Genomic DNA, 23,109 nt, shown 5'->3' with positions numbered 1-23,109 from the left:
TGGAGTCATCGCAACGCCACACTGAAAGGAACTACCATGAACGTCCTCAAAAACTTCGAAGCCGTTTTCGCCGTGGCCCTCGGTGTGACGGTCACCGCCGCCAACCTCATGGCCCCGACCGAAGCCGCCGTCCCTGCTGCGCAGATCATCGACAGCAGCGTGGCGACGCCGTCGAGGATGGCCGTCGTGTCGGTTCCCGCCAAGCGCATGAGCGCAATCGAGAAGCAGCGTTCGCTGGAAGACGAGCGCCTGCTGGCGAAGCAGGACGCACCGCGCAGCAGCATCTGACCGGGACGGGCCGCTGCCTGGCAGCGCGCCCCATCCGTACGTTGGCGCACATCGAATTGGGCGCGACCTGTTTCAGTTGTAAGCAAATTAATCAAATCTCCGCAAGGCCGCATCAGCTTGTTATATTGAATTGCAGGCTTTTGAAAAACGGAGACCAAAATGAAACGCACACTCGCATTCGCAACACTGATCACCCTTGGCGCCGCTGCCTGGGTTCCGCTGCCGGCACTGGCGCAGTCCGGCTTCAACGTCGTCATCCAGACCGCGCCGCCGGCGCCCCGTTTCGAAAGCGTGCCGGCGCCGCGCCACGGTTACGTCTGGGCACCAGGCTACTGGAATTGGGACGGCGGCCGCCACGTGTGGGTGGCCGGCCACTGGGAGCCTGAACGCGGCGGCTATCACTATCGCCCCGGCGAATGGGTCCGCGACGGCGGCGGCTACCGCCTGGTGACGGGCGGCTGGCAGCCGGTCGCGCAGCCAGCCTATAACGAAATCCGCATCGCACCGCCGGCGCCACGCTACGAGCGCATCCCGCGCCCGCGCCACGGGTATGTGTGGCAGTCGGGGTACTGGGATTGGCGCGGCAACCGTTATGAATGGGTCCCGGGTATCTGGATCGCCGAACGTCCGGGCTACGTGTACTCGCAGCCGGTCTGGGTGCAGCGCGACGGCCGCTGGTTCTTCGAGCAGCCGCGCTGGAACCAGCGCGGGCGTGACCGCGACCGCGACGGCATCCCCGACCGCTACGAGCATGGCCGCGACCGTGACCGCGACGGCATCCCCGACCGCTACGAGCATGGCCGCCGCGACCAGGACCGCGACGGCGTTCCGAACCGCTATGACCGGGATCGCGACGGCGACGGTGTGCCGAACAACCGCGACTCCCGTCCCAACAACCCGTACCGCAATTAACGCGGCATAGAAAAGGCGCTTCGGCGCCTTTTTTCGATGACGCGATTCCTTCAAAACGGGTATCCTGCGCGGATGCCCGATTTCGCCAGCCTGTTGTCCGCCGCCTTCAAATCCGAACTGACTGCCAGCCGCAGGCTCGAAGTGCGCAACTCCCGCACGCCCGAGCAGGCGCTGCGCGAGACCATGCTGGCAAGCGCCGGCTCGGACTCCCTCGAGACCCTGGTCGCGTCCCGCCTTGCGCTTAAGGCCGCCAATGCCGAACGCGCGGCCGCGCGCCGAACCGCACGCGCCGGCGTGCTGGCCCGACGCCAGGCGAGGCACGACGGCGCGCCGACCGCGTGGCGCGCGTGGTTCGACGGCTCGGCGCATCCGAATCCGGGAGAGTGCGGCATCGGCGCGCTGCTTAAAGGTCCGGACGGCGAGAAGATCGAGATTTCCCGCCCTGCCGGCCACGGCAACAGCAGCGAAGCGGAATATCGCGCCCTGATCGCGCTGCTCGAGGCGGCCGTGCGCAGCAACGCCCACGGCCTGACAATCTACGGCGACAGCAAGGTGGTGATCGACGACCTGAATGGCCCCGATGAGAAAGCGGCGGTCTCGCTGCTTGACTATCGCGACGCCGCGCTCGCGCTGATCGGCCAATTGCGCGACGTGGCGGTTCGCTGGATCCCCCGACATAAGAATGCCGATGCCGACGCCCTGTCGCAGCTCGCAAGAACGCACCCATGAAGAATTGTCGCGGCTCGCGGAACCGGGGTCAGGTCCGGCGGACCCGACCCCGGTGGTAAGATACAAGCTCATCCGAATCGAGCCCCACCCCATGACCAGCAGCTCCGCGATCGCCCGTCCGCCCGCCGGCAACCTGAACTTCGTCCTCGTTTGCGTTTTCATCGACATGCTGGGCATCGGCCTGATCGTGCCGGTGCTGCCCTTGCTGGTGGGGGAGTTCGTCGCCGGCCGCGAGCAGCAGGCGCTGTGGTTCGGCGTGCTGTCGGCGACGTTCGGACTGATGCAGTTCATCTTCATGCCGATGCTCGGCGCGCTCAGCGACCGCGTCGGCCGCCGTCCCGTGCTGATGGTGTCGATGGCCGGCATGTGCATCAACTTCCTGACGACCGCATGGGCGCCGAACCTGGCATGCCTGTTCATCGGCCGCGTCATCGGCGGCATGTCTTCGGCCAGCATGTCGGTCGCTTCGGCCTACGCGTCGGACATCTCCACCGCGGACAACCGCGCCAAAAGCTTCGGCAAGGTCGGCGCCGCCTTCGGCCTGGGCTTCATCTGCGGCCCGATGCTCGGCGGCCTGCTGGGCAGCGTCGGCCTGCACCTGCCGTTCTACGTCGCGGCAGCGCTGTCGGCGGCCAACCTGTTGTACGGTTATTTCGCCGTGCCCGAGTCGCTGCCGGCCGAGAATCGCGCCGCGTTTTCGCTGGCGCGGATAAACCCGTTCGGCGCCCTTGTCCGCCTGCTGAAACGCGGCGACATTCGTGGCCTGGTCGTGGTCTACGCGCTGATGACGTTTGCGCAGATGACGCTGCAATCGACCTGGGTGCTGTACACCATCTTCCGCTTCGACTGGACCCCGCGCGAAAACGGCATCGCGCTGTTCTGCGTGGGCGTGTCCGCCGCGGTAGTGCAGGCCGGCCTGCTCGGCGTGCTGATGCACCGCTTCGGCGAAGTGCGCCTGTCGCTGCTCGGCCTTCTCTCTGGCGCCATCACTTACATCCTGTACGGCCTCGCCACCCAGGGCTGGATGATGTACGTCTTCATCCTGTGCAACCTGCTGGCGTTCGCAGCCGGCCCGGCCCTGCAATCGATCCTCTCCAAGGAAACCGCCGCCGGCCAGCAAGGCGAGTTGATGGGATCCCTGCAGTCGATCTCCAGCCTCGGAGTCATCGTGATGCCGCTGGTCGGCACCGCGATCCTCGGCGCCGCAAGCCACCTGCCGCCGCAGGACTGGCGAGTCGGCACGACGTTTTTCCTGTGCGCGGCGATGCAGGCGGTCGCCATCGTCGTGGCGCGGCGCTACTTCCGAAATCGTTCAAAATGAGTACGTTGGTAGTGTGCGTGGTGCTGTTCGGGGCGCTGATGCACGCGAGCTGGAACGCGCTCGTCAAATCACGTCCGGACATCTTCCTGGTCACCGTGCTGGTGGCGGGCGGCGGCGGATTGCTGTCAGCAATCGCCCTGCCCTTCCTTCCCGCGCCCGCCCAGGAAAGCTGGATGTACATTGCCGTGTCCACGGTAACGCAGCTTGCCTATTACTCGCTGCTGGTCGCCGCCTACCGCGACGGCGACATGAGCCATGCGTATCCGCTGATGCGCGGCAGCGCCCCCTTGCTGGTGGCCCTGGCGAGCGGCCCGGTGCTTGGCGAAAGGCTCGGCGTCGCGCAGTGGATAGCGACCGGTTGCATTTGCGGCGGCATCCTGGCGCTGTTCTTCACCGCGCGTTCGCGCAAGCCTGGCGCGGGCCGCACCACCATGTTCGCGCTGCTTACCGCCTGCATGATCGCGTCGTTCACGCTGATCGACGGCGCCGGCGTGCGCAAGTCCGGCTCGCCGATCGCGTACACGATGTGGATCTTCATGCTGACCGCGATCGGCCTGCTGGTATGGGCGGGCAAGAGCCGGCCCGGCCAGATCGTCGCTTACGCGCGAATGAACGTGGGAGTGATGCTGCTGGGAGGCGCCGCCAATATCGGCTCGTACGCGATCGCGTTATGGGCGATGACGCATGCGCCGGTGGCGGCGGTGGCGGCGCTGCGCGAGACGTCGATCCTGTTCGCCGCCGCGATCGCCGCCCTGGTGCTGCACGAGAAAATCAGCCCGCAACGCCTGGCCGCGATCGCGCTGGTCGCCTGCGGGGCGGTCGCGATGCGGCTGGCGTAGCGCACATCAGAACTTCATTTCCATCGTTGCGCGCAGGACCACCACGCCCGGATTGATTCCGGTGCGGGTCGTCACCGTGCCGGCCTTTGAATTGACGAAGGTGGTCTGGTTGACGAAGTCCTGGTGCAGGATGTTGTTGACCGCTACCCGCAGCTGGTTGGCGGGGCTGAACTTCCACAAGCCGTAGACCTCGAGGTCGCGGCGCACCGACTGGTACCCGTACTGGTCTGCGGAGATCCGCACCGGGCCGCCGTTCTTGAACGCGAAGCTGCCGCCGGTGGTCAGCGCGCCGGCCTTGTAATCGACGCCGAAGGTCGCCGACAGCGGCGTCTGCGAATTGAGGCGGTTGTTCGGGCCCGGCACCGAATCGACCGTCGACCAGTTGCGGCTAATGCTGGCGCGCAGGTCCAGCGCCGGCGCGGTCGCAATCACCGACTTCAACGGGAACTTGGCTTCCACCTCCAGTCCGTGGGTATTGGCCTCGCCGTCGTTGATTGGCATCTGGACATAGCGACCGTCGATCGGAACGATGTCGTTGCGGGTGTACTGGCTGATGCGGCGCGACGATGCGCTCACGGAGAACAGCGCGCCCTCGCCCCAATAGTGCTCGTACGACGCATCGAATCCCAGGGCCAGCTCAGGCTTCAGGTTCGGATTTCCCTGGAAGTCGGGATTGGCTTCGTCGTTGTTGACGCTGACGTTGCGGCGCGGGATCAGGCTTTGGGTGCTCGGCGCCTTGTAGGTGCGCGTCACCGCGAAGCGCACCTGGTCGGACTTCGTGCCCGGCAGCTTGTACAGCGTCTGGAACACCGGGCTCCACACGCTGCTGGTCGATTCGGCCGTCGCGAACGACGTGCCCGAAGTGACGGTGCGGATGCCTTCCCAGCGCGCGCCCAGGTAGACCGACCAGCGCGGCGTGACGTTCCACTCGTCCTGGGCGTAGCCGGCCATGCGGGTCACGCGCGAGTCGAAGTGCTCGTCGCTGAACGGCGCATCCTGCTTGCGGGCGTCGGCGCGCGTGCTGATGCCGCCGTCCCAGCCCATCGACAGCGCATGGCCTTCGAACATCGGCGTCGAGAACTTGCCGGTCGTATTGACGCCGTGATCGGTGCCCCTGGTGTGCACCTGCAAATCGAGTGGCTGGATGTTCGACGGACCGCCGGACCCCAGCTGATGCAGCTCATTACCGAGGCCTCCGACCAGGCCGCCGACTTTGATGTCCCACTTGGCGCCGGAATCCATCTTGTGGACCCAGTTCAGGTCGGTGCGGAAGAATTCGTTTTCGTTCGACATCATCACCATCGCCAGCGGATAAGGCGGCGGGCTTCCCAGCTTCGTCGTGGTCGCGGCATTCGAGGTAATGCTGAAGCGGTTGATGTTGATGAAGGTCTGCGACGTCAGCGTGTCGCCGTTATCGAACGTCCAGTTCAGGCGCGGGCTGATGTTGATGGCGGTGAACTGCCCCTTGTCTCGCGTTGCGGTGCTGCGATAGCCAAGCGGATGGCCCGAGAGGTCGGACACTTCTTCGATGACCGGCGATTCGCGGTCGAAGCGCTGGTAGAACGCGTTGGCGGTGAGCGAGTACGAGAGCTTGCCGGCCTTGTCGGACATCTGCAGGTTGGCGTTCGGATTGACGAAGCCCTGGCCGCCGCCCACGCCCAGCTTCACTTCGCGCTGCGCCTTCTTGATCGCCTTCTTCAGGATGATGTTGATGGTGCCGGCGATCGACTGGGTCGAGTACTCGGCGCTGGCCGCGCGCAGCACTTCGATCCGTTCGATGACCTCGGGCGACAGCGAATCGAGCGAGAAGCCGGCCGGGGCGCGCTCGCCATTGAGCAGGATCTGGGTGTAGCCCGCGCCCAGCCCGCGCATGCGCACCTCGGCGCCGTTGCGGCCGGCCGCGCCGCTCACCGTCACCCCGGGCAGGCGCTTGAGCACATCGACCACGTTGGTGTCGCCGTATTTCACGATCTCGTCGTGGTTGACGACGATCTTGCTGGCGGTGTCGTCGCGGCGCGGATTGTAGGCCTCGGCCGAACCCTTGACTTCGACTTGCTGGATCTTTTCCTCGGCGGGCTTGGCCGGCTGCGGCTTGGCGGCGGGCGCGGTTTGCTGCGCGTGGGCGGACATCGCCGCGGCCAAAGCAGCGGCAAGGACGGTCAGGCGGAATGGATTGTTCTTTGGCGAAGGCATGGCGACGAGGCGGAAAATGGCTGAAGCCGCCATTGTCCGTGAATCCGTCGGCGCTGCGTTGGCATTGAAGAACTATTTTTGATATGCATGTTTTGTTTCCACATGCATATCGATCGGGACTATCGTGCCGGCTCCGGATACGGCGGCACCTGAATCACTATCGGAGCAGGCACCTGCGCAAGAGTCTGCCTGGGAGGCGATGCATAGTTGAGCACGAAAGTGATGACGGTGATCGAAGTTGCTCCCAGCACGATGGCCGTTCCCACCACCCACCGGATCATTTCGGCAAAACCTTTGTGCATCCTCGCTTCCAGCGCAGCGAGGTCGGCCTTGGTAGCGGTCTGGTCGAGGCGCGTTTCGATGGTCGTCAGGCGATCTCGCGCCTCTACGACAAAATCCTCAACCTTCGCGATCCGCTGTTCCATCCCCAAAGCATAGGACCATGACGGCGCGACCGCAAGCGGCGCCGGCTGGAAAACTATGACTTACATCAGCGCACCGTTATAATTGTCAATCGTCTAAGTTGAAAGGCTGACACCGTGTCCGACCGCATCAAGGTTTTGCCCCAGTACCTGCTGCCGAAACAGGCATTGACCACCCTCGCCGGCCGCGTCGCCGGCGCCAGGGGCGGCGTGTGGACGACCAACCTGATCCGCTGGTTCGTCACCAAGTACGGCGTCAACATGGACGAAGCGGTCAATCCCGACATCGCCAGCTACAGCAGCTTCAACGAATTCTTCACGCGGCCGATCAAGCCGCAGGCGCGCCCGCTGGCCGATGCCGATTTCATCTGCCCCGTCGACGGCGCCATCAGCCAGTTCGGCGCGATCGACGACCACCAGATCTTCCAGGCCAAGGGCCACAAGTTCACCACCGCGGAACTGGTCGGCGGCGACGCCAGCCTGGCCGCGCATTTCCAGCACGGCGCCTTCGCCAACCTGTACCTCAGCCCGAAGGACTATCACCGCCTGCACATGCCGTGCGACGGCCGCCTGACGCGCATGATCTACGTGCCGGGCGCGCTGTTCTCGGTGAACCCGACCACCGCGCGCGGCATTCCGGGCCTGTTCGCCCGCAACGAGCGCGTGGTGTGCGTGTTCGAGTCGCCTGAGCACGGGCCGTTTGTCATGACGCTGGTGGGCGCGACCATCGTCGGCAGCATGGAGACCGTGTGGCACGGCGTGGTCAACCCGACCCGCCCTGGCCGCATCGCCGAGTGGGATTACCAGGACAAGGACATCGTGCTGAAAAAAGGCGAGGAGATGGGACGCTTCCTGCTCGGGTCCACCATCGTCATGCTGTTCAAGCCGAACACGATTTCGTTCAATCCGGCGTGGGCGCCGGAGCGCTCGATCCGCCTCGGCGAGATGATGGGCAACCGCCCTTAAGCCGACAGCCGCTTCTTCGCGTCCTCGCAGCACAGCCCTTCCATCATGTCGAGGAAGGCGCGGGTCTTGGCCGGCATCAGGCGCCGGCCGGGGAATACCGCCCACCCGGTCACCATCGGCAGGTCCCAATCCGGCAGCACCCGCACCAGCTCTCCCTTTTGCATGAACGACGTCGCGAACAGGTCCGAGCTGGCCGCGATGCCCGCCCCGTTGCATGCCATGCGCGCCAGCAGGTCGGGCGAATTGGCGGTCAGCTTCGCCGGCAGCTCGCGCGCCCACTGCGCCTTGCCGCGCGTGAGCACCCAGGGCTGAGCGCCGCCGTTGCGGCTCAACAGGCACAGCAGGTCGTGCTTCAGCAGGTCGTCGGGCGACTCCGGCAGCCCGCGCGTGGCGATGTAGGATGGCGACGCGTACAGGCCCACCTTCTCCAGCGCCACGCGGCGCGCCGCCAGCGACGAATCGTCCGGCAGGTCGCCCATGCGGATGGCGATGTCGAAGTTCTCGGCCACCAGGTCGACCCGGCGCGGCGACAGGTCCAGTTCCAGCGTGATCGCCGGGTAGCGCGCCATGAACTCCTGCATCACGCGCGTCAGCCCGAGGTTCGCGAAGTCGTTCGGCATCGACACGCGCAGCCGCCCGCTCGGCTCCTGCTGCCGGTGCTGCACCAGCGCGCCGGCCGCCTCCACCTCTTCCACCACCTTGCGCGCGTGTTCGAGCAGGCTCTCGCCGAATTCGGTCAGCATCAGTTTGCGCGTGGTCCGCTGCAGCAGCCGTTCGCCCAGCTTCGCCTCGAGCAGCGCGATGCGGCGCGACACGGTCGACTTCGGCAGGTCGACGCGCAAGGCGGCCTTGCTGAAGCTGCCGCTCTCGACGATGCGGGCGAACAGCAGCAAATCATTCGGTTCGACGTCCATTTTCATTGTCCCACTAGCGGATTAATGTTATCCATTGTAGCGTCTTCCGGATTGATTATGGGACTGTTAAAGTGATCTTCATCGTAGTTTCACATCAGTCACCAAGGAGCTCCACATGAACATTCTGCAAATCAATTCCAGCGCCCGCAGCACCGGTTCCGAGTCCACCCGCATGAACGACAAGATCGTCGCCGGCCTGCTGGCCGACAATCCGGGCGCCACCCTCGTGCGCCGCGACCTGGCCAGCAACCCGCACCCGTCGATCGACGAAGCGGCGCTGGGCGCGCTGTTCACCCCGGCCGACCAGCGCACGCCGGAGCAGGCGGCGCGCGTGGCCCTCGACGACGCCCTGATCGCGCAAGTGCAGGCGGCCGACGTGATCGTCATCGGCGCGCCGATGTACAACTTCGGCATCACCTCGCAGCTGAAGACCTGGTTCGACGCGATTGCCCGCGCCGGCGTGACCTTCCGCTACACCGCGACCGGCCCTGAAGGCCTGTTGAAGGACAAGAAGGTATTCGTGACCCTGTCGCGCGGCGGCATCCACCGCGGCGGCGCCAGCGATTCGCAAGTGCCTCACGTGCAAACCTTCCTCGGCTTCCTCGGCCTGACCGACGTGACGTTCGTGTACTCGGAAGGCCATGGCATGGGTCCGGAAGCAGTGGCAAAGGCACAGGCACAAGCCGACGCCGACATCGAAGCAGCACTGGCGTAAGCCGAACCGGCGCCGCCAACTCAAGGAGAACATGATGAGCAAGCAGTTGACAGCAGAACGAGTGAATACGCCGCGCGGCGTCGAGCGCGTGGTCAACGGACAGTTCGTGATGGACGGCGCCGGCGTGAAGATCAACCGCGTGCTGACGCAGACGCTGCAGCGCCGGCTCGATCCCTTCCTGATGCTCGACGCCTTCGGCAGCGACAAGGCGGGCGACTACATCGCCGGCTTCCCCGAGCATCCGCACCGCGGCTTCGAGACCATCTCGTACATGATCAAGGGCCGCATGCGGCACAAGGACAGCGCCGGCCACGAGGGCCTGATCACCGACGGCGGCGTGCAGTGGATGACGGCCGGGCGTGGCGTGATCCACTCCGAGATGCCGGAGCAGAACGACGGCCTGATGGAAGGCTTCCAGCTGTGGCTCAACCTGCCCGGCAAGGACAAGATGCGCGCGCCGTGGTACCGCGACATCCCGAACCAGGAGATTCCGCGCTTTTCGACCGATGCGGGAGCGACGGTGCAGGTGATCGCCGGCGCCAGCCATGGCGTGCAGGGCGCGGTGCAGCGTGACGGCACCGAGCCGGTCTACCTCGACATCGAGCTGGCCGCCGGCGCGAGCTTCGAGCAGCATCTGCCGCCGGGGCACAACGCCTTCCTGTACGTGTTCAGGGGCGAAGTGACGGTCGAGGACAAAGGCGTGCCGAGCGCGCGGATGGCGATCCTGACCAATCCGGAAGGCGCCGACGGCGTGCGCATCAAGGCCGCCGAGCCGGCCCGGGTGCTGCTGATCGCGGGACGGCCGCTGGGCGAGCCGATCGCGCAGTATGGGCCGTTCGTGATGAACACCCAGGCCGAATTGCAGCAGGCGGTCGAGGACTTCCGGGCTGGTAAATTCGCTGCGTAAGTGCACAGATGGGGTCAGGTCCGCAGGACCAGGGAGGAGTCGAGCCTTGCAAGGCTCGACCGTTTCGCAGGGCGAAGCTGCGCTTCGCTCATCCCTGCTACACCCCCATTTTTTCGGCTACACTGCCGCCATGTCACTCCTCGATAACATTTCGGACCTCATGTCCTGGATCAGCCGCAAGTGCGGATTCGACACGGTCGACTCTTTCCCGCCCGGCCACCAGTACGCGCGCACCCGCTGGAATCCCGCCTATTTCGACATCGCCTCCGACCTCAAGCCGGAGCGGATCGAACGCTCGCTGTGCGAGTCGATCGCCAACACCCCGCTCATTTTCGCCCACATCGTCAATCCGACGCCGCGCATGCAGCGCGCGCTGTTGTCGGTGATCGAAACGCGCATGCGCCGCTCCTGCGGCAATCCGGTCGACTTGGTGACGCTGCTGATCAACGCCTACCGCAGCCCGCACACGCTCGAAGCGGTGCCCGGACTGCGCGGCGTGATCGAGAACAGCGGCTACGACACCGGCGCGGTGCTCGGTTACCTCGGCGCGATGCTCGCGGCGTACAACGTCATCGACGCCGTCGGCTAAACGCCCGGGTTCAGGTCCGCCGGACCTGATCCCGCCCTTGCCGGCGCCGTCCGCAGGTTCGACGGCAGGTAGCGATCGCGCAGCGCCATGAATGGCGTCTCCACCAGCTTGAACAGCACCCCTCCCGACAGCACCGACAGCAGGAGCAGCACGCCGATCGCCAGCGGCGACTCCGGCCCGTAGCCCCATGCCGCCAGCGGCCGCGCCGCCAGGATGCAGACCTGCTTGTGCGTCAGGTAGATCGCATACGACCACAGCGCCAGGCTGCCGGCGCCCGGCACGCGGACGGTGCGCAGCAGCGAGCGCTCGCCGAGCGCGGCGACGATCAGCAGGCCGAAGCCCAGCGCCAGCATCGGATAGCCGACGACCGTGACCGCGAAGGCGTAGCGGTCGGCCAGGAACAGCGCGCACGCGAGCGCGCACACCGCGGCGCCGGCGCCCAGCGCCAGGTTGCCGTGCTCGGTCAGGCGCCGCCACGCGCCGGCGTGATAATTTTTCAGCAGCGCCAGCGCCACGCCCGCCACCAGTTCGTCGAAGCGGCAGAACGACGAGTAGTAAATGAACTTGAAGTAGTTGTGCTGCGCCAGCGGGCCATGGACCAAGTCCTGCCACAGAAAGCCGCGCGCCAGCATCCCGGCGGCAAGCGTGGCGGCGATCGCGGCCCAGCCCCAGCGCACGCCGCCGCGCAGCGCGCCGGCCAGCAGCGCGGCGGCCGGCAGCAGGAGGTAGAACTGCTCCTCGATGCACAGCGACCAGGCGTGCGAGAACGCGGTGCCCGGCTCGAGGTGGATGTTCTGGGTGAAGGTGACGAACTTCCACAGCGGCGGCAAGGGCTTGTCGACGCGGAACCACGACGACAGGAAGTACAGCGCCAGGATCGCGTAAAAGTTAGGCAGCGTGCGCAGCAGCCGCCTTCCGTAAAAATGGCCAAGCGAGAATCCCTGCCGGCTGCGCAGCGCGCCGAAGATCTGGTTGCCGATCAGGTAGCCGGACAGCGCGAAGAACAGGTCGACGCCGACCCAGCCCACCTCGCCGACCCAGCCGAAGGTGTCGTCGCCGCTGACGAACAGCACGTAATGGTGCAGCACGACCAGCACGATCGCAAGCGCGCGCAGGGTGTCGAGGCCGTGCACGCGCTGGGAAGTTGCCTGGATAGTCATGCGGCGCATGATGCCACGGGCTTTCCGCACGCGCCACCGTTTCCCGATAAAATGTCGGCACCGACATTTTTCATGGATCTGGCAGCAATGACCATCGCACGCGACCTGCAATTCAAATCGATCAACTACACTGGCCTGGGCAAAGGGCCGCGGCTGATCATCACCGGCGCCGTGCACGGCAACGAAACCTGCGGCACCAAGGCGATCCTGCGCGTGATTGAAGAAATCGACAGCGGCAAGCTGCTGATCGCGAACGGCAGCGTCACCTTCGTCCCGGTCACCAATCCCCTCGCCTACCGGCTGGAGCAGCGTTCGGGCGAGCGCAACCTGAACCGCAACCTGTTCCCGAACGAGGACCCGCAGGACTTCGAAGACCAGATCGCCAACTGGCTGTGCCCCCTGCTGGCGCAGCACGACGTGCTGCTCGACCTGCACTCGTTCAACGCGCAGAGCGAGCCGTTCGTGATGGTCGGCCCGCAAAACAACGAAGGCACGCTGCAGCCGTTCAAACACGCCGAAAAAGAACGCGCGATGGCGCGCATCCTCGGCGTGCGCCGCTTCGTCGACGGCTGGCTGGCCACCTACGGCGACGGCGTGCAGCGCCGCATGAGCGACAAGTCGCAACTCGAAACCGTGCTGCGCTACGGCGTCGGCACCACGGAGTTCATGCGCAGCACCGGCGGCTACGCGCTGACGCTCGAATGCGGCCAGCACAAGGATCCGGCCGCGCCGGACGTGGCGTACCGCGCCATCATGAACACGCTCGCCTTCCAAAAAATTATCGACGCCCCGGCGCCGGCGCCCGTGCCGGCAGACCAGATGGAAGCGTTGTCGATGGTGGTGGTGCACGACAAGATGCACGCCGACGACGCCTTCGTGCGCCAGTGGTCGAGCTTCGACCCGGTAACCAAGGGCACGCAAATCGGCGTGCGCGCCGACGGCACGCCGGTGCTGTCCGAGCTCGATGGCCGCATCCTGTTCCCGGACGTGAACGCCGGCGCCAACCAGGAGTGGTACTACCTCACAAGGGCGAATCCGAACTTCGCCTGACCCCGTGGGCCAGGAATGCCTGGCCCGCCCCTCCCGCCGCCTGCCCCATAAGCGTGCATCGGACCGTTCTGGAATATGCGACAATCCTCGGCTGTATAGCGCCTTATCCACAACAATGATAACTCTGGGCAACGGAAATGTTCTGCTGCGAGCGACGGCGTTTGCGGGCGCCTTGCTGTTTGCTGCCAGTGCCGGCGCCGGGCAGATCGCCGTGCGGATCATGGCGCAGGAAAGCATTCCGCCCAAGTGGATCGACAATCGCGGGGTTCCGCAAGGCTTCTGCCCGGATCTCCTGGCCGCCATCGAGCGGATCGAGCCGCGCCTTCGTTTCATCGGATTCGAGCGCCCGCGTTCCCTGCCGGTGATCGAAGACGCCCTGGACCGCGGCACCAGCTGGGCCGCCTGCGGCGTGATGGAATCCGAGCTTCGCCGCCGCATCGCGATCCGCTCCACGGTGCCGCTGTTCGAAATCCGCCACCGCCTGGCCGCCGTTGCCAGCGACACGCAGGTGGTCGAAAACTTCGACGACCTGCTGCGGCTGCACCCGCTGATCAACACGGCGCGCGGCTCCGCCTACATCGGGCAGCTGAAGGCGCGCGGGCTGCAGGTCGACGACAGCACCGGCGACAACGTGGTCAACCTGCGCAAGACCGTGCATGGCCACGGCCGCTACACCTACATGAGCGAGTTCACGCTCAAGTACCTGATTCGCGTCGAGCACCTGCAGGACAAGCTGCGGATCCTGCCGGCGGTATTCAACGAAGACTATGTGTATTTCTGGACCAGCAAGAAGGCCAATCCGGCCGTCGCGCCGATGATCGACCAGGCGCTGGCGCAGCTCAAGGCCAGCGGCGAACTGGCGCGCATCTACGAGCGCTGGGCGCGCATCAAATAATCGGTAAGCACAGGCCGCGGCCCGATGCCCGGGTTTGTCGCCACCGCCATTCAGGCCGGCGTCAGCAGCTTCAGCCCGGCGATGCCGGCGACGATCATCGCGATCGACAGCAGGCGCAAGGCCCCTGCCGGCTCGTTCATCATCACCATCCCGAACACCGCGGTGCCGACCGTGCCGATGCCGGTCCATACCGCGTAGGCCGTGCCGAGCGGCAGGTGGCGCAGCGCGAGGCCGAGCAGGCCGACGCTGCCGGCCATCGTCACCAGCGTGAACACCGACGGCCACAATCGCGTGAAGCCGGCCGTGTGCTTCAGGCCGACCGCCCATGCGATTTCCAGCACGCCCGCGAAAAACAGAATGATCCAGCTCATTGGACAGCCCCCGGTGTTGGCAGGACCGTCCCTGCAAAATTGCAGCGACGTTAGCACAGCGGGCAGCGCCCAGCAAGCCCGGCCGATGTGCGCGATAATCGCACGCTGACCACCGGACAAGCAGAAGGCCGCTCCCATGAAGCACGCGATGACGCCCGCCGACATCCTCACCGCACTCGCCGTGGTCAGCATCTGGGGCGTGAACTTCGTCGTCATCAAGATCGGCCTGCAGGACCTGCCGCCCATCCTGTTCACCGCGCTGCGCTTCCTGTTTGCCGCGCTGCCGCTGGTGTTCTTCGTCGCGCGCCCGGCCACCTCGATCGGCCTGGTGCTGGCCTACGGCATGTTCCAGTTCGCGCTGCAATTCACCTTGCTGTTCACCGGCATCAAGCTCGGTTTGCCGGCCGGCCTGGCATCGCTGGTGATCCAGCTGCAGGCCTTTTTTACGATCGGCCTCGCGGTGCTGATGCTGGGCGAGCGGCCAAGGGCCGCGCAGCTGCTCGGCGCGCTGGTCGCGTTCGGCGGCATGGCGCTGGTGGCGATCCACCTGGAGGGCAAGGCCACGCTGATCGGCTTCCTGCTGGTGGTGCTGGCCGGCGTGTGCTGGGCCTGCGCCAACATCGTGACCAAGAAGATGGGCCAGGTGAATGCGCTGTCGCTGGTGGTGTGGGGCTCGCTGGTGGCGACCCCGCCGCTGCTGGTGGCCTCATGGCTGGTCGAAGGCGGCGCCGCGTGGCAACTGGCGGCCGGCCGGTTCGGCCTGAAGTCGCTCGCCACCGTGCTGTTCCAGGCCTACCCGAACACCATCCTCGGCTTCGGCCTGTGGTCGATGCTGATGCGCCGCTACCCGGCGTCGACGGTGGCGCCGTTCTCGCTGCTGGTGCCGGTGGCGGGCATGGCCAGCGCCGCCCTGTTCCTCGGCGAATCGCTGCAATGGTGGAAAATCGTCGCCGGCGTGCTGGTGCTGGGCGGCCTGGCGCTGAACCAGTTCGGCGGCCGCCTGTGGGCATTCGCGATGGCGCCGCGTTGACCACATGTACACTGTGCTCCATAACAATATTCGGAGCCAGTCATGCATACCCTCACCAACGTCCTGATCGCGCTGGTCGCGCTGCTGCACGTGTACTTCTTTTTATTGGAGACGGTGCTGTTCAAGACGAAGGGGCGCAAGGTGTTCGGGCTGTCGGCCGAGAAAGCCGAAATCCTGGCGCCGGCGATGTCCAATCAGGGCTGCTACAACTTGTTCCTGGTGGCGGCGCTGCTGATCGGACTGCTGCATCCTGACTGGCACGTCGGGTTCCTGTTCAAGATTTATGGCCTGACCTGCGTGATCGTCGCCGGCGTCTTGGGAGCGGTGACGGTCAAGCGCTCTATCCTGTACATCCAGGCGCTGCCGGCCCTGGTCGCGCTGATCCTGGCCCACTTCCCGTAAGCGCCCCCTTGTTTTTCCGGTCGCCAGCACCATTTCTGGATATATCGTAGAATCACGATATTAGATTCGAAGAAACCCGATAGATCCATGGACATCGACATCATCCACAAGGCATTGGCCAACCCGGTACGGCGGCAAATTCTTTGCTGGCTGAAAGACCCCGAGGCCAATTTCGCGCAGCAGGAGTACCCGCTCGCCATCGGCGTATGCGCCGGCCTGATCGACGCACGCACCGGGCTGTCGCAGTCGACCGTGTCGGCCCACCTGGCGACCTTGCAGCGCGCCGGGCTGGTTACCTCGCGCCGCGTCGGCCAATGGATCTTCTACAAACGCAACGAGGAAACCATCCAGGCTTTCCTTGCCCATATCCACCAAGGACTTTAAGGAATTCAACATGACGACATTATTCGATCCGATCACCATCGGCGGCCTGCAACTGAAGAACCGCATCATCATGGCGCCGCTGACCCGCGCCCGCGCCATCGGCGGCGCGCGCGTGCCGAACGCGCTGATGGCCAAGTACTACGAGCAGCGCGCCAGCGCCGGCTTGATCCTGTCGGAAGCGACCTCGGTCACCGCGCAGGGCGTCGGCTACGAAAACACGCCGGGCATCTGGTCCGACGAGCAGGTCGAAGGCTGGAAGCAGACCACCGAGGCGGTGCACGCCGCGGGCGGCCGCATCTTCCTGCAGCTGTGGCACGTCGGCCGCATCTCGGATCCCGCACTGCTGAACGGCGACCTGCCGGTGGCGCCGAGCGCGATCGCCGCCAAGGGCCACGTCAGCCTGCTGCGTCCCGAGCGCGGCTACCCGGTGCCGCGCGCGCTGGAGACCGAAGAAATCGCCGGCGTGGTCGCGGCCTTCCGCAAGGGCGCCGAAAACGCCAAGCTGGCCGGCTTCGACGGCGTTGAAATCCATGGCGCGAATGGCTACCTGCTCGACCAGTTTCTGCAAGACAGCACCAACCAGCGCACGGACAACTATGGCGGCTCGATCGAGAACCGCGCGCGCCTGATGCTCGAAGTGACGGACGCCTGCATTGAGGTGTGGGGCGCGGACCGCGTCGGCATGCACCTGGCGCCGCGCCGCGATGCGCACGACATGGGCGACTCTACGCCGGCCGAGACTTTCGGCTACGTGGCGCGCGAACTGAAAAAGCGCGGCATCGCCTTCATCTGCGCGCGCGAAGCGGTGGGTGACGACAGCCTCGGGCCGCTGCTGAAGAAGGAATTCGGCGGCGTCTACATCGCGAACGAGCAGCTGACGCGCGAGAGCGCCGATGCGCTGATCGCCGACGGCAAGGCCGATGCGGTGGCCTTCGGCAAGCTGTTCATCGCGAATCCGGACCTGCCGCAGCGCCTGAAGGCGAACGCCGAATTCAATCCGGCGCGTCCGCAGCTGTTCTACGGTCCGGGCGCCGAAGGCTACACCGACTACCCTGCACTGCAAGCGTAACGAGGAACATGGGGTCAGGTCCGCCGGACCTGACCCCGGGTTTATCGCCGGCTCACGCCTTCTGCAGCGTGGCCAGATATTCTTCGTACTGGTCGTACATGCCGCCAAAGCCTCCCTGCATCGACGCATGCATCGCCAGGAACGCCGCGCGCTCGGCATCGCTGGCGTTGAACGGCTGCGACAGCAAGTGCAGCACCGTCTTCCCGTCGACCTCCTCCAGCGTGGTCGTATTCAGCACCTCCAGCGGCCACACAGGGCTCATCGGATTGGCAATCGCGTTGCCCTCCGCATCGGCGAAGCCGTTGATCCACACCATGCGCTCCGGTTCGACCAGTTCGCGGTACAAAAAACGTCCCCAGATATCCATCCCGCCCGGGAAGTGCATGCAATAGTGGAAAACGCCGCCCGGCCGCGGCTCGTACTTCTTCACGTCGATCGGCACGCCCTTCGGTCCCCACCAGTGCTTCAGGTGCTCGGCCTGCGTCATGGTCTTCCACACCAGCTCGCGCGGCGCGTTGAAGGTTCGGGTGATCCGCAGGTCGACTGAGGCGTTGTCATTCATCGTTGCGCTCCTGTTGAAGAACTTGAAGATAATCGTCCAGCCGGTCGAAGCTGGCCTCCCAGAATTTGCGGTACTCGTCGATCCAGCCGCTGGCCGCGCGCAGCGGTTCGGCTTCCAGCTTGCACGGGCGCCACTGCGCGTGGCGGCTGCGCGACACCAGGCCGGCGCGCTCGAGCACCTGCAGGTGCTTTGTCACCGCCGGCAGGCTGATTTCGAACGGCTCGGCCAGCTCGGTCACCGACAGCTCGCCCGCCGTCAGCCGCGCGAGAATGGCGCGCCGGGTCGGGTCGGCCAGCGCCGCGAAAGTCATGCTGAGTCGATCGTGTTCCATGGCGATCCCTAATTAACCAGTTGGTAAAATACGTTGATATACATATCAAGTCAAGATTTTCTTTCCGCAATTCGCGTGATATTCTGGCCCGCACTTTCGTCACCCCCCCAACAAAAGGAACACCGTGAAAATCTTCACCCGCCGAGTCCTCGCCCTCTCCGTCGCCGCCGCCCTCGCCAGCGGCGCCGCTGTCGCCGAAGTGCCGCGCGCCGTCAACACCTACATCACCCAGGCCGAAGCGGCCGCCCGATCGGCGCGCGTGTCCAACGTCGACTACGTGCTCGATTTCGCGCTGACCGGCAAGGAGTCGTTCGGCGGCACCAGCAAGATCAGCTTCGACCTGTCCGACAACAGCACGCCGCTGACCATCGACCTCGATAAGGCGACCATCGCCTCGCTCGAAGTGAACGGCAAGAAGCTGGCGCCCGAGTACAACCAGTTCTTCATCACGCTGCAGCCGCAGGACCTGGTAAAGGGCCGCAACACGGTGGTGGTGAACTACACCCGCCTGCACAGCACCAACGGCGAAGGCCTGCACCGCATGGTCGACCCGGTCGACGGCAAGGTCTACACCTACTCGCACTTCGAGCCGGCCGCCGCGCACCAGATGTTTGCGCTGTTCGACCAGCCCGACCTGAAAGCGACCTTCCAGGTCAACGTGACCGCGCCGGCCGACTGGGTGGTCGTCTCCACCAGGCGCGAATCGGCCGTGGCGCCCGACGCCGCCGGCAAGCGCTGGACCTTCCCGGCATCGAAGAAGCTCAGCCCCTACAACTTCTCGCTGCACGCCGGCCCGTACAAGGTATGGGAAGACAGCAGCGCCGAATATCCGATGCGGCTGTTCGCGCGCCAGTCGGTGGCGGCGCAGATCCATCCGGCCGACTGGTTCAAGTACACCAAACAGGGCCTGGCGTTCTTCGACGAATACTTCGGCATCCCTTACCAGTGGGAGAAATACGACCAGCTGCTGGTGCCGGATTTCCTGTACGGCGCGATGGAGAACGCCGGCGCGGTGACCTTCGCCGAGCGCGGCTTCATGTACAAGGAGGCGATGACCGAGTCGCAGCGCCAGGGCCTCGCCTCGGTGATCATGCACGAGATGGCGCACCAGTGGTTCGGCGACCTGGTGACGATGAAATGGTGGAACGGCCTGTGGCTGAACGAGAGCTTCGCGTCCTTCATGGGCACGCTGGCGACGGCCGAATCGACCGAATTCAAGAACGCCTGGCAGTCGTTCTACTCGGGCGCCAAGCAAGGCGCCTACATGCAGGACCAGTCGCTGACCACGCACCCGATCGAAGTGCCGGTGCCGTCGACCGCCAACGCCTTCGACAACATCGACTCGATCACCTACGCGAAAGGCGCGTCGACGCTGATGCAGCTGCGCCACCTGCTCGGCGAAGAAGTGTTCCGCAAGGGCGTGCACAACTACCTGGTCAAGTACGCCTTCAAGAATGCGAAGCTGGACGACTTCATCGGCAGCCTGGGCGAAGCGGCCGGCCGCGACCTCGGGCCGTGGACGCAGCAGTGGCTGTATAACGCCGGCGTGAACACGGTCGCCGCCAGGTACAGCTGCGCCAACGGCAAGATCGCCAGCTTCGCGCTGCAGCAGAGCGCGCCGAGCGCCGCCCTGCCGACCCTGCGCGAGCAGCGCGTGCAGGTCGCCACCTTCAAGCTCGAAGGCGGCAAGATGGTCCTGGCGAAGAACGTCGCCACCACCTACAAGGGCGCCAGCACGCGCGTGCCGGAACTGGTGGGCAGCGCCTGTCCCGACCTGGTCTATCCGAACTACGAGGACTGGGGCTTCGCCAAGGTCCAGCTGGACAAGCGCTCGTTCGCCACCGCGCAAACCAGCCTGGCGCAGGTGGAAGATCCGCTGCTTCGCTCGATGCTGTGGCAAAGCCTGTGGGACGGCGTGCGCGACGGCCACCTGCCGCTCAACGACTTCCTCAAGACCGCGCTGGCCAACGCCGGCGCCGAGAAGGACTACACCCTCCTCGGCAAGGTGCTCGGCATGATGCAGACGTCGAAGTACTACCTCGACGCGATGCACGCCAACGCCGCCTACACGCGCGCCACCACGCAGGCGCTGGAGGACATGGCCTGGGCCGGCGTCGAATCGAACAAAGGCGACACCAACTTCCAGCGCCGCTGGTTCGGCATGTACATGGGCGTGGCCACCAGCAAGGGCGCGCTGGACCGCCTCGCCGGCCTCCTCGACGGCAAGCTGAAAGTGGAAGGCCTGGCGGTGAGCCAGGACGTGCGCTGGTCGATCATCGAACGCCTGAACCGCTTCGCCTACCCGGGCAGCGCCGAGCTGGTGACGGCCGAGCTGGCGCGCGACAAGTCGGATACGGGGCAGTCGTCGGCGCTGGCCGCGACCGTGGCCCGTCCCGACCCGGCGGTCAAGAGCGAGTGGCTGGGCAAGGTGCACGACCTGAAGACCACGCTACCGTTCTCCAAGGTGCGGGTCGCGATGGACAACCTGTACCCGGTCGAACAAAACGCGCTGAGCGAAAAGAGCGCCGCCGAGCGACTGGCCAGGCTGCCTGCGATCGACAAGGCGGCCGGACCGGTGTTCATGCGCAGCTACGGAGAGCTGATTCCGGCGGGCTGCTCGCCGGCCAGCGTCAAGCGGCTCGAGACGGCGGTGGCGCAGTACAAGGACCTGTCGGCCGGCACCCGCCGCGCGCTGCTGCAAACGCACCAGGAAGACAAGCGCTGCGTGATGATCAAGCAGGCCATGACGACGCCGAAGAGCTGATCTAACCGCAGCGTCAACCTCGGGGTCAGGTCCGGCGGACCTGGAAGGAGTCGAGCCTTGCAAGGCTCGACCGTTCCGCAGGAGCGAAGCTTCGCTTCACTAAACCCCTGCTTCACCCCAATTTTTTATCGCATATCGAGCGGACTGGCGCGCCGCGGCGGCGGAAACGCCGCATCGAGATCCGCCATGTCCTGCGCGGTCAGCACGATATCGTACGCGGCGCGATTCTCGCGCACGTGCGCCGGCTTCACCGCCTTCGGAATCGCCACCACGCCCGCCTGATGCAGCAGCCATGCGATCGCAACCTGCGCCGCGCTCACGCCATGGCGCTCGGCCACCTTCACCAAGCCCCGCGTGCGCAGCAAGCCGGCCTGCTCCGACGCCGACGACTCCAGCGGCGAATACGCCATTAGCGGCACCCCACGCTCGCGGCACCACGGCAGCAGATCCCATTCGACGCCTCGGCGCGCCAGGTTGTACAGCACCTGGTTTGCCGCGACGCCTGCGCCGGCCTCGCGCATGTCGCTCACGTCGAAATTGCTGACGCCGTAATCGAGTATCTTGCCGGCCTTTTTCAGCGCCTCGAACCCTTCCATCGTCTCGTCCAGCGGCACCGAGCCGCGCCAGTGCAGCAGGTACAGGTCGATGCGGTCTGTGCCCAGCCGCGCCAGGCTGCGGTCGCACGCCGCCTGCACCGCGCGCTTGCCGGCGTTGTGCGGATACACCTTGCTGACGACGAAAGCCTGGTCGCGCCGCCCGGCCAGCGCCGCGGCCACCACTTCCTCGGCGCCGCCTTCGCCGTACATCTCGGCGGTGTCGATCAGGGTCATGCCCAGGTCCATGCCGAGGCGCAGCGCGTCGGCCTCGGCGCGCTTGCGGCCGGGATCCTCGCCCATGCCCCACGTGCCCTGGCCCAGCACGGGAATCGGCCGTCCCGAGGGCAGCATCAGTGTTCTCATCGCCTATCCCCGCAGAGTCAAAAGTCCACCATACCGCAGCCCGCGCGCCAAGGCAAACGGCTGGGCTCATCCATAGATTTCCGGCCCAAGTCTTGAGCAAACGCAAAATCAAGATTGATCGATTCGACCTCCCCGTTTTTTGCCATGGTCCAAACTTGTCCAGTGAATTTTGTTGCGAGGATTACCCCATGAACCATATTGTGACCCGCTCGCTGGGCTGCATCGGACTGGCCGCGGCGGCGACCTCCTGCGGCGTCCGAGAGAACACCGCGCAGACGCAGGAGCTGCCGCGCACCGCCTACCACCTGTACGTCAGCCCCGCCGGCCTCGATACCGCCGTCGGCACCGAGGCGGCGCCGTTCCGCTCGATCGAGCGCGCCGCGCAGGCGGCCTTCCCCGACACCACCATCCACGTCGCCCCCGGCAGCTATCCGGGCGGCTTCAAGACGCTTACCAACGGCACCGCCAAGGCGCGCGTGTATTACGTGTCGACGGTGCGCGGCGGCGCGAAGATCGTCCCGCCGGCCAGCTCCGCCAACCCGACCGGCTGGGACAACCGCGGCAGCTACGTCGACATCGTCGGCTTCGAAGTCGATGGCAGCGCCTACCAGGGCGGCGTCAAGTGGATGCACGGGATCTACAACGGCGGCTCCTACGATTCGATCCGCCACAACCACGTGCACCACATCGCCACCAACGTCACCTGCAGCAGCACCGACGGCGCCGGCATCGGCATCGAAAGCTACTTCAAGGGGATCAAGGCCGAAGTGGTCGGCAACCACGTGCACGACATCGGCCCGGCGGGCTGCCAGGCTATCCAGGGCATCAACGTCAACACCTCGGCGCTGGTGGCCAACAACATCGTCTACCGCGCGGCATACGCCGGCATCCACCTGTGGCGCGACGCGAACAACGTCACGGTGGTGAACAACACCGTGACGGCGTCGACCTACGGCATCCTGGTCGGCGGCGGCGACTACTTCTTCACCGCCGGCCCGAACGACAACACGCACGTCGCCAACAACATCGTGTTCGACAACAAGCACGGCATCACGGAGAGCGGCGCGACGGGAAAGCACAACAGCTACAGCAATAACCTGGTGTTCCAGAATTCGGCGGGCGACTGGAGCCTGGCCAACGGCCTGTCGCCCAAGGCCTCGGTGGCTGCGGCGCCGCAGTTCCTGGCCTACAACCGCACCGGCACGCCCGACTTCCGGCTGGCCAGCAATTCGCCGGCGATCGGCAAGGGCGACGCCGCGCGCGCGCTGCCCTTCGATTTCAAGGGGGCGCCCCGCAGCGGCGCCGTCGACATCGGCGCCTGGCAGCATTGAGGCCGG

At 65.7% G+C, this 23,109-nt stretch carries 25 protein-coding genes; 17 read left to right on the top strand and 8 right to left on the bottom strand.

The window, feature by feature from the left end; translation table 11 throughout:
• Positions 1-36 precede the first annotated feature (36 nt).
• From AC1D02_RS10240 to AC1D02_RS10220, 5 genes are all read left to right on the top strand, one after another.
• Entirely contained in the window at positions 37-288 is a 252-nt protein-coding gene (locus AC1D02_RS10240; protein ID WP_477316367.1) for a hypothetical protein, read from the top strand.
• Positions 289-447: 159 nt separating this feature from the next.
• The gene (locus AC1D02_RS10235; protein WP_477316365.1) at positions 448-1,200 is read left to right on the top strand and encodes a hypothetical protein; all 753 of its coding nucleotides are present in this window, start codon (positions 448-450) and stop codon (positions 1,198-1,200) included.
• A 72-nt stretch (positions 1,201-1,272) separates the two neighbouring features.
• Positions 1,273-1,929, top strand: coding sequence for a ribonuclease HI family protein (locus AC1D02_RS10230; RefSeq protein ID WP_477316363.1), 657 nt, complete (start codon positions 1,273-1,275; stop codon positions 1,927-1,929).
• Between the two features lie 91 nt (positions 1,930-2,020).
• The gene (locus AC1D02_RS10225) at positions 2,021-3,250 is read left to right on the top strand and encodes an MFS transporter (RefSeq protein ID WP_477316361.1); all 1,230 of its coding nucleotides are present in this window, start codon (positions 2,021-2,023) and stop codon (positions 3,248-3,250) included.
• Positions 3,247-4,089: an EamA family transporter gene (locus AC1D02_RS10220; RefSeq protein ID WP_477316359.1), complete on the top strand. Its 843-nt coding sequence runs from the start codon at positions 3,247-3,249 to the stop codon at positions 4,087-4,089. Before AC1D02_RS10225 ends, AC1D02_RS10220 begins: the two co-directional genes overlap by 4 nt.
• 6 nt (positions 4,090-4,095) lie before the next feature.
• On the opposite strand, the gene AC1D02_RS10215 is transcribed toward AC1D02_RS10220, so the two are convergent.
• Entirely contained in the window at positions 4,096-6,315 is a 2,220-nt protein-coding gene (locus tag AC1D02_RS10215; protein WP_477316357.1) for a TonB-dependent receptor plug domain-containing protein, read from the bottom strand.
• 86 nt (positions 6,316-6,401) lie between these two features.
• Positions 6,402-6,707, bottom strand: coding sequence for a hypothetical protein (locus tag AC1D02_RS10210; RefSeq protein ID WP_477316355.1), 306 nt, complete (start codon positions 6,705-6,707; stop codon positions 6,402-6,404).
• A gap of 114 nt (positions 6,708-6,821) precedes the next feature.
• On the opposite strand from AC1D02_RS10210, the gene asd reads away from it, so the two are divergent.
• Positions 6,822-7,670 carry an archaetidylserine decarboxylase gene (asd, locus tag AC1D02_RS10205; RefSeq protein ID WP_477316353.1) on the top strand — a complete coding sequence of 283 codons (849 nt, stop codon included), beginning with the start codon at positions 6,822-6,824 and terminating at the stop codon, positions 7,668-7,670.
• Here asd and AC1D02_RS10200 read toward each other — a convergent pair.
• The gene (locus AC1D02_RS10200; protein ID WP_477316351.1) at positions 7,667-8,584 is read right to left on the bottom strand and encodes a LysR family transcriptional regulator; all 918 of its coding nucleotides are present in this window, start codon (positions 8,582-8,584) and stop codon (positions 7,667-7,669) included. The two genes, asd and AC1D02_RS10200, sit on opposite strands and share 4 nt — an antisense overlap.
• A 115-nt stretch (positions 8,585-8,699) precedes the next feature.
• Between AC1D02_RS10200 and AC1D02_RS10195 the strand changes: the two genes are divergently transcribed.
• The 3 genes from AC1D02_RS10195 (at position 8,700) to AC1D02_RS10185 (ending at position 10,795) form a co-directional block, all read left to right on the top strand.
• Positions 8,700-9,299 (top strand): FMN-dependent NADH-azoreductase, encoded by a 600-nt coding sequence (locus AC1D02_RS10195; protein WP_477316349.1) that lies wholly within the window; start codon positions 8,700-8,702, stop codon positions 9,297-9,299.
• A gap of 34 nt (positions 9,300-9,333) precedes the next feature.
• A complete protein-coding gene (locus AC1D02_RS10190) occupies positions 9,334-10,206 on the top strand; it encodes a pirin family protein (RefSeq protein WP_477317149.1) in 873 nt (290 codons plus the stop codon).
• A 160-nt stretch (positions 10,207-10,366) separates the two neighbouring features.
• Positions 10,367-10,795 (top strand): hypothetical protein, encoded by a 429-nt coding sequence (locus tag AC1D02_RS10185; RefSeq protein ID WP_477316347.1) that lies wholly within the window; start codon positions 10,367-10,369, stop codon positions 10,793-10,795.
• Here the strand turns inward: AC1D02_RS10185 and AC1D02_RS10180 are convergent.
• Positions 10,792-11,955 (bottom strand): acyltransferase family protein, encoded by a 1,164-nt coding sequence (locus tag AC1D02_RS10180; protein ID WP_477316345.1) that lies wholly within the window; start codon positions 11,953-11,955, stop codon positions 10,792-10,794. The genes AC1D02_RS10185 and AC1D02_RS10180 overlap by 4 nt on opposite strands.
• 87 nt (positions 11,956-12,042) lie before the next feature.
• On the opposite strand from AC1D02_RS10180, the gene AC1D02_RS10175 reads away from it, so the two are divergent.
• Both AC1D02_RS10175 and AC1D02_RS10170 read left to right on the top strand, forming a co-directional pair.
• Positions 12,043-13,005 carry a M14 family metallopeptidase gene (locus AC1D02_RS10175; protein WP_477316343.1) on the top strand — a complete coding sequence of 321 codons (963 nt, stop codon included), beginning with the start codon at positions 12,043-12,045 and terminating at the stop codon, positions 13,003-13,005.
• A 172-nt stretch (positions 13,006-13,177) separates the two neighbouring features.
• The gene (locus tag AC1D02_RS10170; RefSeq protein WP_477316341.1) at positions 13,178-13,900 is read left to right on the top strand and encodes a substrate-binding periplasmic protein; all 723 of its coding nucleotides are present in this window, start codon (positions 13,178-13,180) and stop codon (positions 13,898-13,900) included.
• Between the two features lie 50 nt (positions 13,901-13,950).
• Here the strand turns inward: AC1D02_RS10170 and sugE are convergent, their stop codons facing one another.
• Positions 13,951-14,271: a quaternary ammonium compound efflux SMR transporter SugE gene (sugE, locus tag AC1D02_RS10165; RefSeq protein WP_477316339.1), complete on the bottom strand. Its 321-nt coding sequence runs from the start codon at positions 14,269-14,271 to the stop codon at positions 13,951-13,953.
• 148 nt (positions 14,272-14,419) lie between these two features.
• Between sugE and AC1D02_RS10160 the strand changes: the two genes are divergently transcribed.
• The 4 genes from AC1D02_RS10160 (at position 14,420) to AC1D02_RS10145 (ending at position 17,156) form a co-directional block, all read left to right on the top strand.
• On the top strand, positions 14,420-15,301 hold the full coding sequence (locus AC1D02_RS10160; RefSeq protein ID WP_477317147.1) for an EamA family transporter: 882 nt from the start codon (positions 14,420-14,422) through the stop codon (positions 15,299-15,301).
• A gap of 42 nt (positions 15,302-15,343) precedes the next feature.
• Entirely contained in the window at positions 15,344-15,703 is a 360-nt protein-coding gene (locus AC1D02_RS10155) for a DUF1304 domain-containing protein (RefSeq protein WP_477316337.1), read from the top strand.
• 87 nt (positions 15,704-15,790) lie between these two features.
• The gene (locus tag AC1D02_RS10150) at positions 15,791-16,087 is read left to right on the top strand and encodes an ArsR/SmtB family transcription factor (protein WP_477316335.1); all 297 of its coding nucleotides are present in this window, start codon (positions 15,791-15,793) and stop codon (positions 16,085-16,087) included.
• Positions 16,088-16,097: 10 nt separating this feature from the next.
• A complete protein-coding gene (locus AC1D02_RS10145) occupies positions 16,098-17,156 on the top strand; it encodes an alkene reductase (RefSeq protein WP_477316333.1) in 1,059 nt (352 codons plus the stop codon).
• Between the two features lie 52 nt (positions 17,157-17,208).
• On the opposite strand, the gene AC1D02_RS10140 is transcribed toward AC1D02_RS10145, so the two are convergent.
• Both AC1D02_RS10140 and AC1D02_RS10135 read right to left on the bottom strand, forming a co-directional pair.
• Complete coding sequence (locus AC1D02_RS10140) at positions 17,209-17,718, bottom strand: SRPBCC domain-containing protein (RefSeq protein ID WP_477316331.1); 510 nt, start codon at positions 17,716-17,718, stop codon at positions 17,209-17,211.
• Entirely contained in the window at positions 17,711-18,049 is a 339-nt protein-coding gene (locus AC1D02_RS10135; protein WP_477316329.1) for an ArsR/SmtB family transcription factor, read from the bottom strand. Before AC1D02_RS10135 ends, AC1D02_RS10140 begins: the two co-directional genes overlap by 8 nt.
• Positions 18,050-18,173: 124 nt before the next feature.
• Here AC1D02_RS10135 and pepN point away from each other — a divergent pair, with 124 nt between their 5' ends.
• The gene (gene pepN / locus AC1D02_RS10130; RefSeq protein ID WP_477316327.1) at positions 18,174-20,813 is read left to right on the top strand and encodes an aminopeptidase N; all 2,640 of its coding nucleotides are present in this window, start codon (positions 18,174-18,176) and stop codon (positions 20,811-20,813) included.
• 125 nt (positions 20,814-20,938) lie between these two features.
• Here pepN and AC1D02_RS10125 read toward each other — a convergent pair whose 3' ends face one another.
• Entirely contained in the window at positions 20,939-21,772 is an 834-nt protein-coding gene (locus tag AC1D02_RS10125; protein ID WP_477316325.1) for an aldo/keto reductase, read from the bottom strand.
• Positions 21,773-21,960: 188 nt separating this feature from the next.
• Here AC1D02_RS10125 and AC1D02_RS10120 point away from each other — a divergent pair, with 188 nt between their 5' ends.
• Entirely contained in the window at positions 21,961-23,103 is a 1,143-nt protein-coding gene (locus AC1D02_RS10120; RefSeq protein ID WP_477316323.1) for a choice-of-anchor Q domain-containing protein, read from the top strand.
• The last annotated feature ends 6 nt before the right edge of the window (positions 23,104-23,109 follow it).

It is taken from the genome of Massilia sp. P1_C10 (genome assembly GCF_056406475.1).
Note: the sequence above shows the minus strand (reverse complement) of the source record. Positions and strands in the feature narration are given on the sequence as shown.

Coding starts and splice junctions, on each gene's coding strand:
- AC1D02_RS10135 (WP_477316329.1), bottom strand. CDS start 18,049: ATGGAACACGATCGACTCAGCATGACTTTCGCGGCGCTGGCCGACCCG.
- AC1D02_RS10145 (WP_477316333.1), top strand. CDS start 16,098: ATGACGACATTATTCGATCCGATCACCATCGGCGGCCTGCAACTGAAG.
- AC1D02_RS10225 (WP_477316361.1), top strand. CDS start 2,021: ATGACCAGCAGCTCCGCGATCGCCCGTCCGCCCGCCGGCAACCTGAAC.
- AC1D02_RS10200 (WP_477316351.1), bottom strand. CDS start 8,584: ATGGACGTCGAACCGAATGATTTGCTGCTGTTCGCCCGCATCGTCGAG.
- sugE (WP_477316339.1), bottom strand. CDS start 14,271: ATGAGCTGGATCATTCTGTTTTTCGCGGGCGTGCTGGAAATCGCATGG.
- AC1D02_RS10180 (WP_477316345.1), bottom strand. CDS start 11,955: ATGACTATCCAGGCAACTTCCCAGCGCGTGCACGGCCTCGACACCCTG.
- AC1D02_RS10235 (WP_477316365.1), top strand. CDS start 448: ATGAAACGCACACTCGCATTCGCAACACTGATCACCCTTGGCGCCGCT.
- AC1D02_RS10155 (WP_477316337.1), top strand. CDS start 15,344: ATGCATACCCTCACCAACGTCCTGATCGCGCTGGTCGCGCTGCTGCAC.
- AC1D02_RS10120 (WP_477316323.1), top strand. CDS start 21,961: ATGAACCATATTGTGACCCGCTCGCTGGGCTGCATCGGACTGGCCGCG.
- AC1D02_RS10150 (WP_477316335.1), top strand. CDS start 15,791: ATGGACATCGACATCATCCACAAGGCATTGGCCAACCCGGTACGGCGG.
- AC1D02_RS10195 (WP_477316349.1), top strand. CDS start 8,700: ATGAACATTCTGCAAATCAATTCCAGCGCCCGCAGCACCGGTTCCGAG.
- AC1D02_RS10185 (WP_477316347.1), top strand. CDS start 10,367: ATGTCCTGGATCAGCCGCAAGTGCGGATTCGACACGGTCGACTCTTTC.
- AC1D02_RS10240 (WP_477316367.1), top strand. CDS start 37: ATGAACGTCCTCAAAAACTTCGAAGCCGTTTTCGCCGTGGCCCTCGGT.
- AC1D02_RS10220 (WP_477316359.1), top strand. CDS start 3,247: ATGAGTACGTTGGTAGTGTGCGTGGTGCTGTTCGGGGCGCTGATGCAC.
- AC1D02_RS10215 (WP_477316357.1), bottom strand. CDS start 6,315: ATGGCGGCTTCAGCCATTTTCCGCCTCGTCGCCATGCCTTCGCCAAAG.
- AC1D02_RS10125 (WP_477316325.1), bottom strand. CDS start 21,772: ATGAGAACACTGATGCTGCCCTCGGGACGGCCGATTCCCGTGCTGGGC.
- AC1D02_RS10160 (WP_477317147.1), top strand. CDS start 14,420: ATGACGCCCGCCGACATCCTCACCGCACTCGCCGTGGTCAGCATCTGG.
- AC1D02_RS10230 (WP_477316363.1), top strand. CDS start 1,273: ATGCCCGATTTCGCCAGCCTGTTGTCCGCCGCCTTCAAATCCGAACTG.
- AC1D02_RS10210 (WP_477316355.1), bottom strand. CDS start 6,707: ATGGAACAGCGGATCGCGAAGGTTGAGGATTTTGTCGTAGAGGCGCGA.
- AC1D02_RS10140 (WP_477316331.1), bottom strand. CDS start 17,718: ATGAATGACAACGCCTCAGTCGACCTGCGGATCACCCGAACCTTCAAC.
- AC1D02_RS10175 (WP_477316343.1), top strand. CDS start 12,043: ATGACCATCGCACGCGACCTGCAATTCAAATCGATCAACTACACTGGC.
- AC1D02_RS10190 (WP_477317149.1), top strand. CDS start 9,334: ATGAGCAAGCAGTTGACAGCAGAACGAGTGAATACGCCGCGCGGCGTC.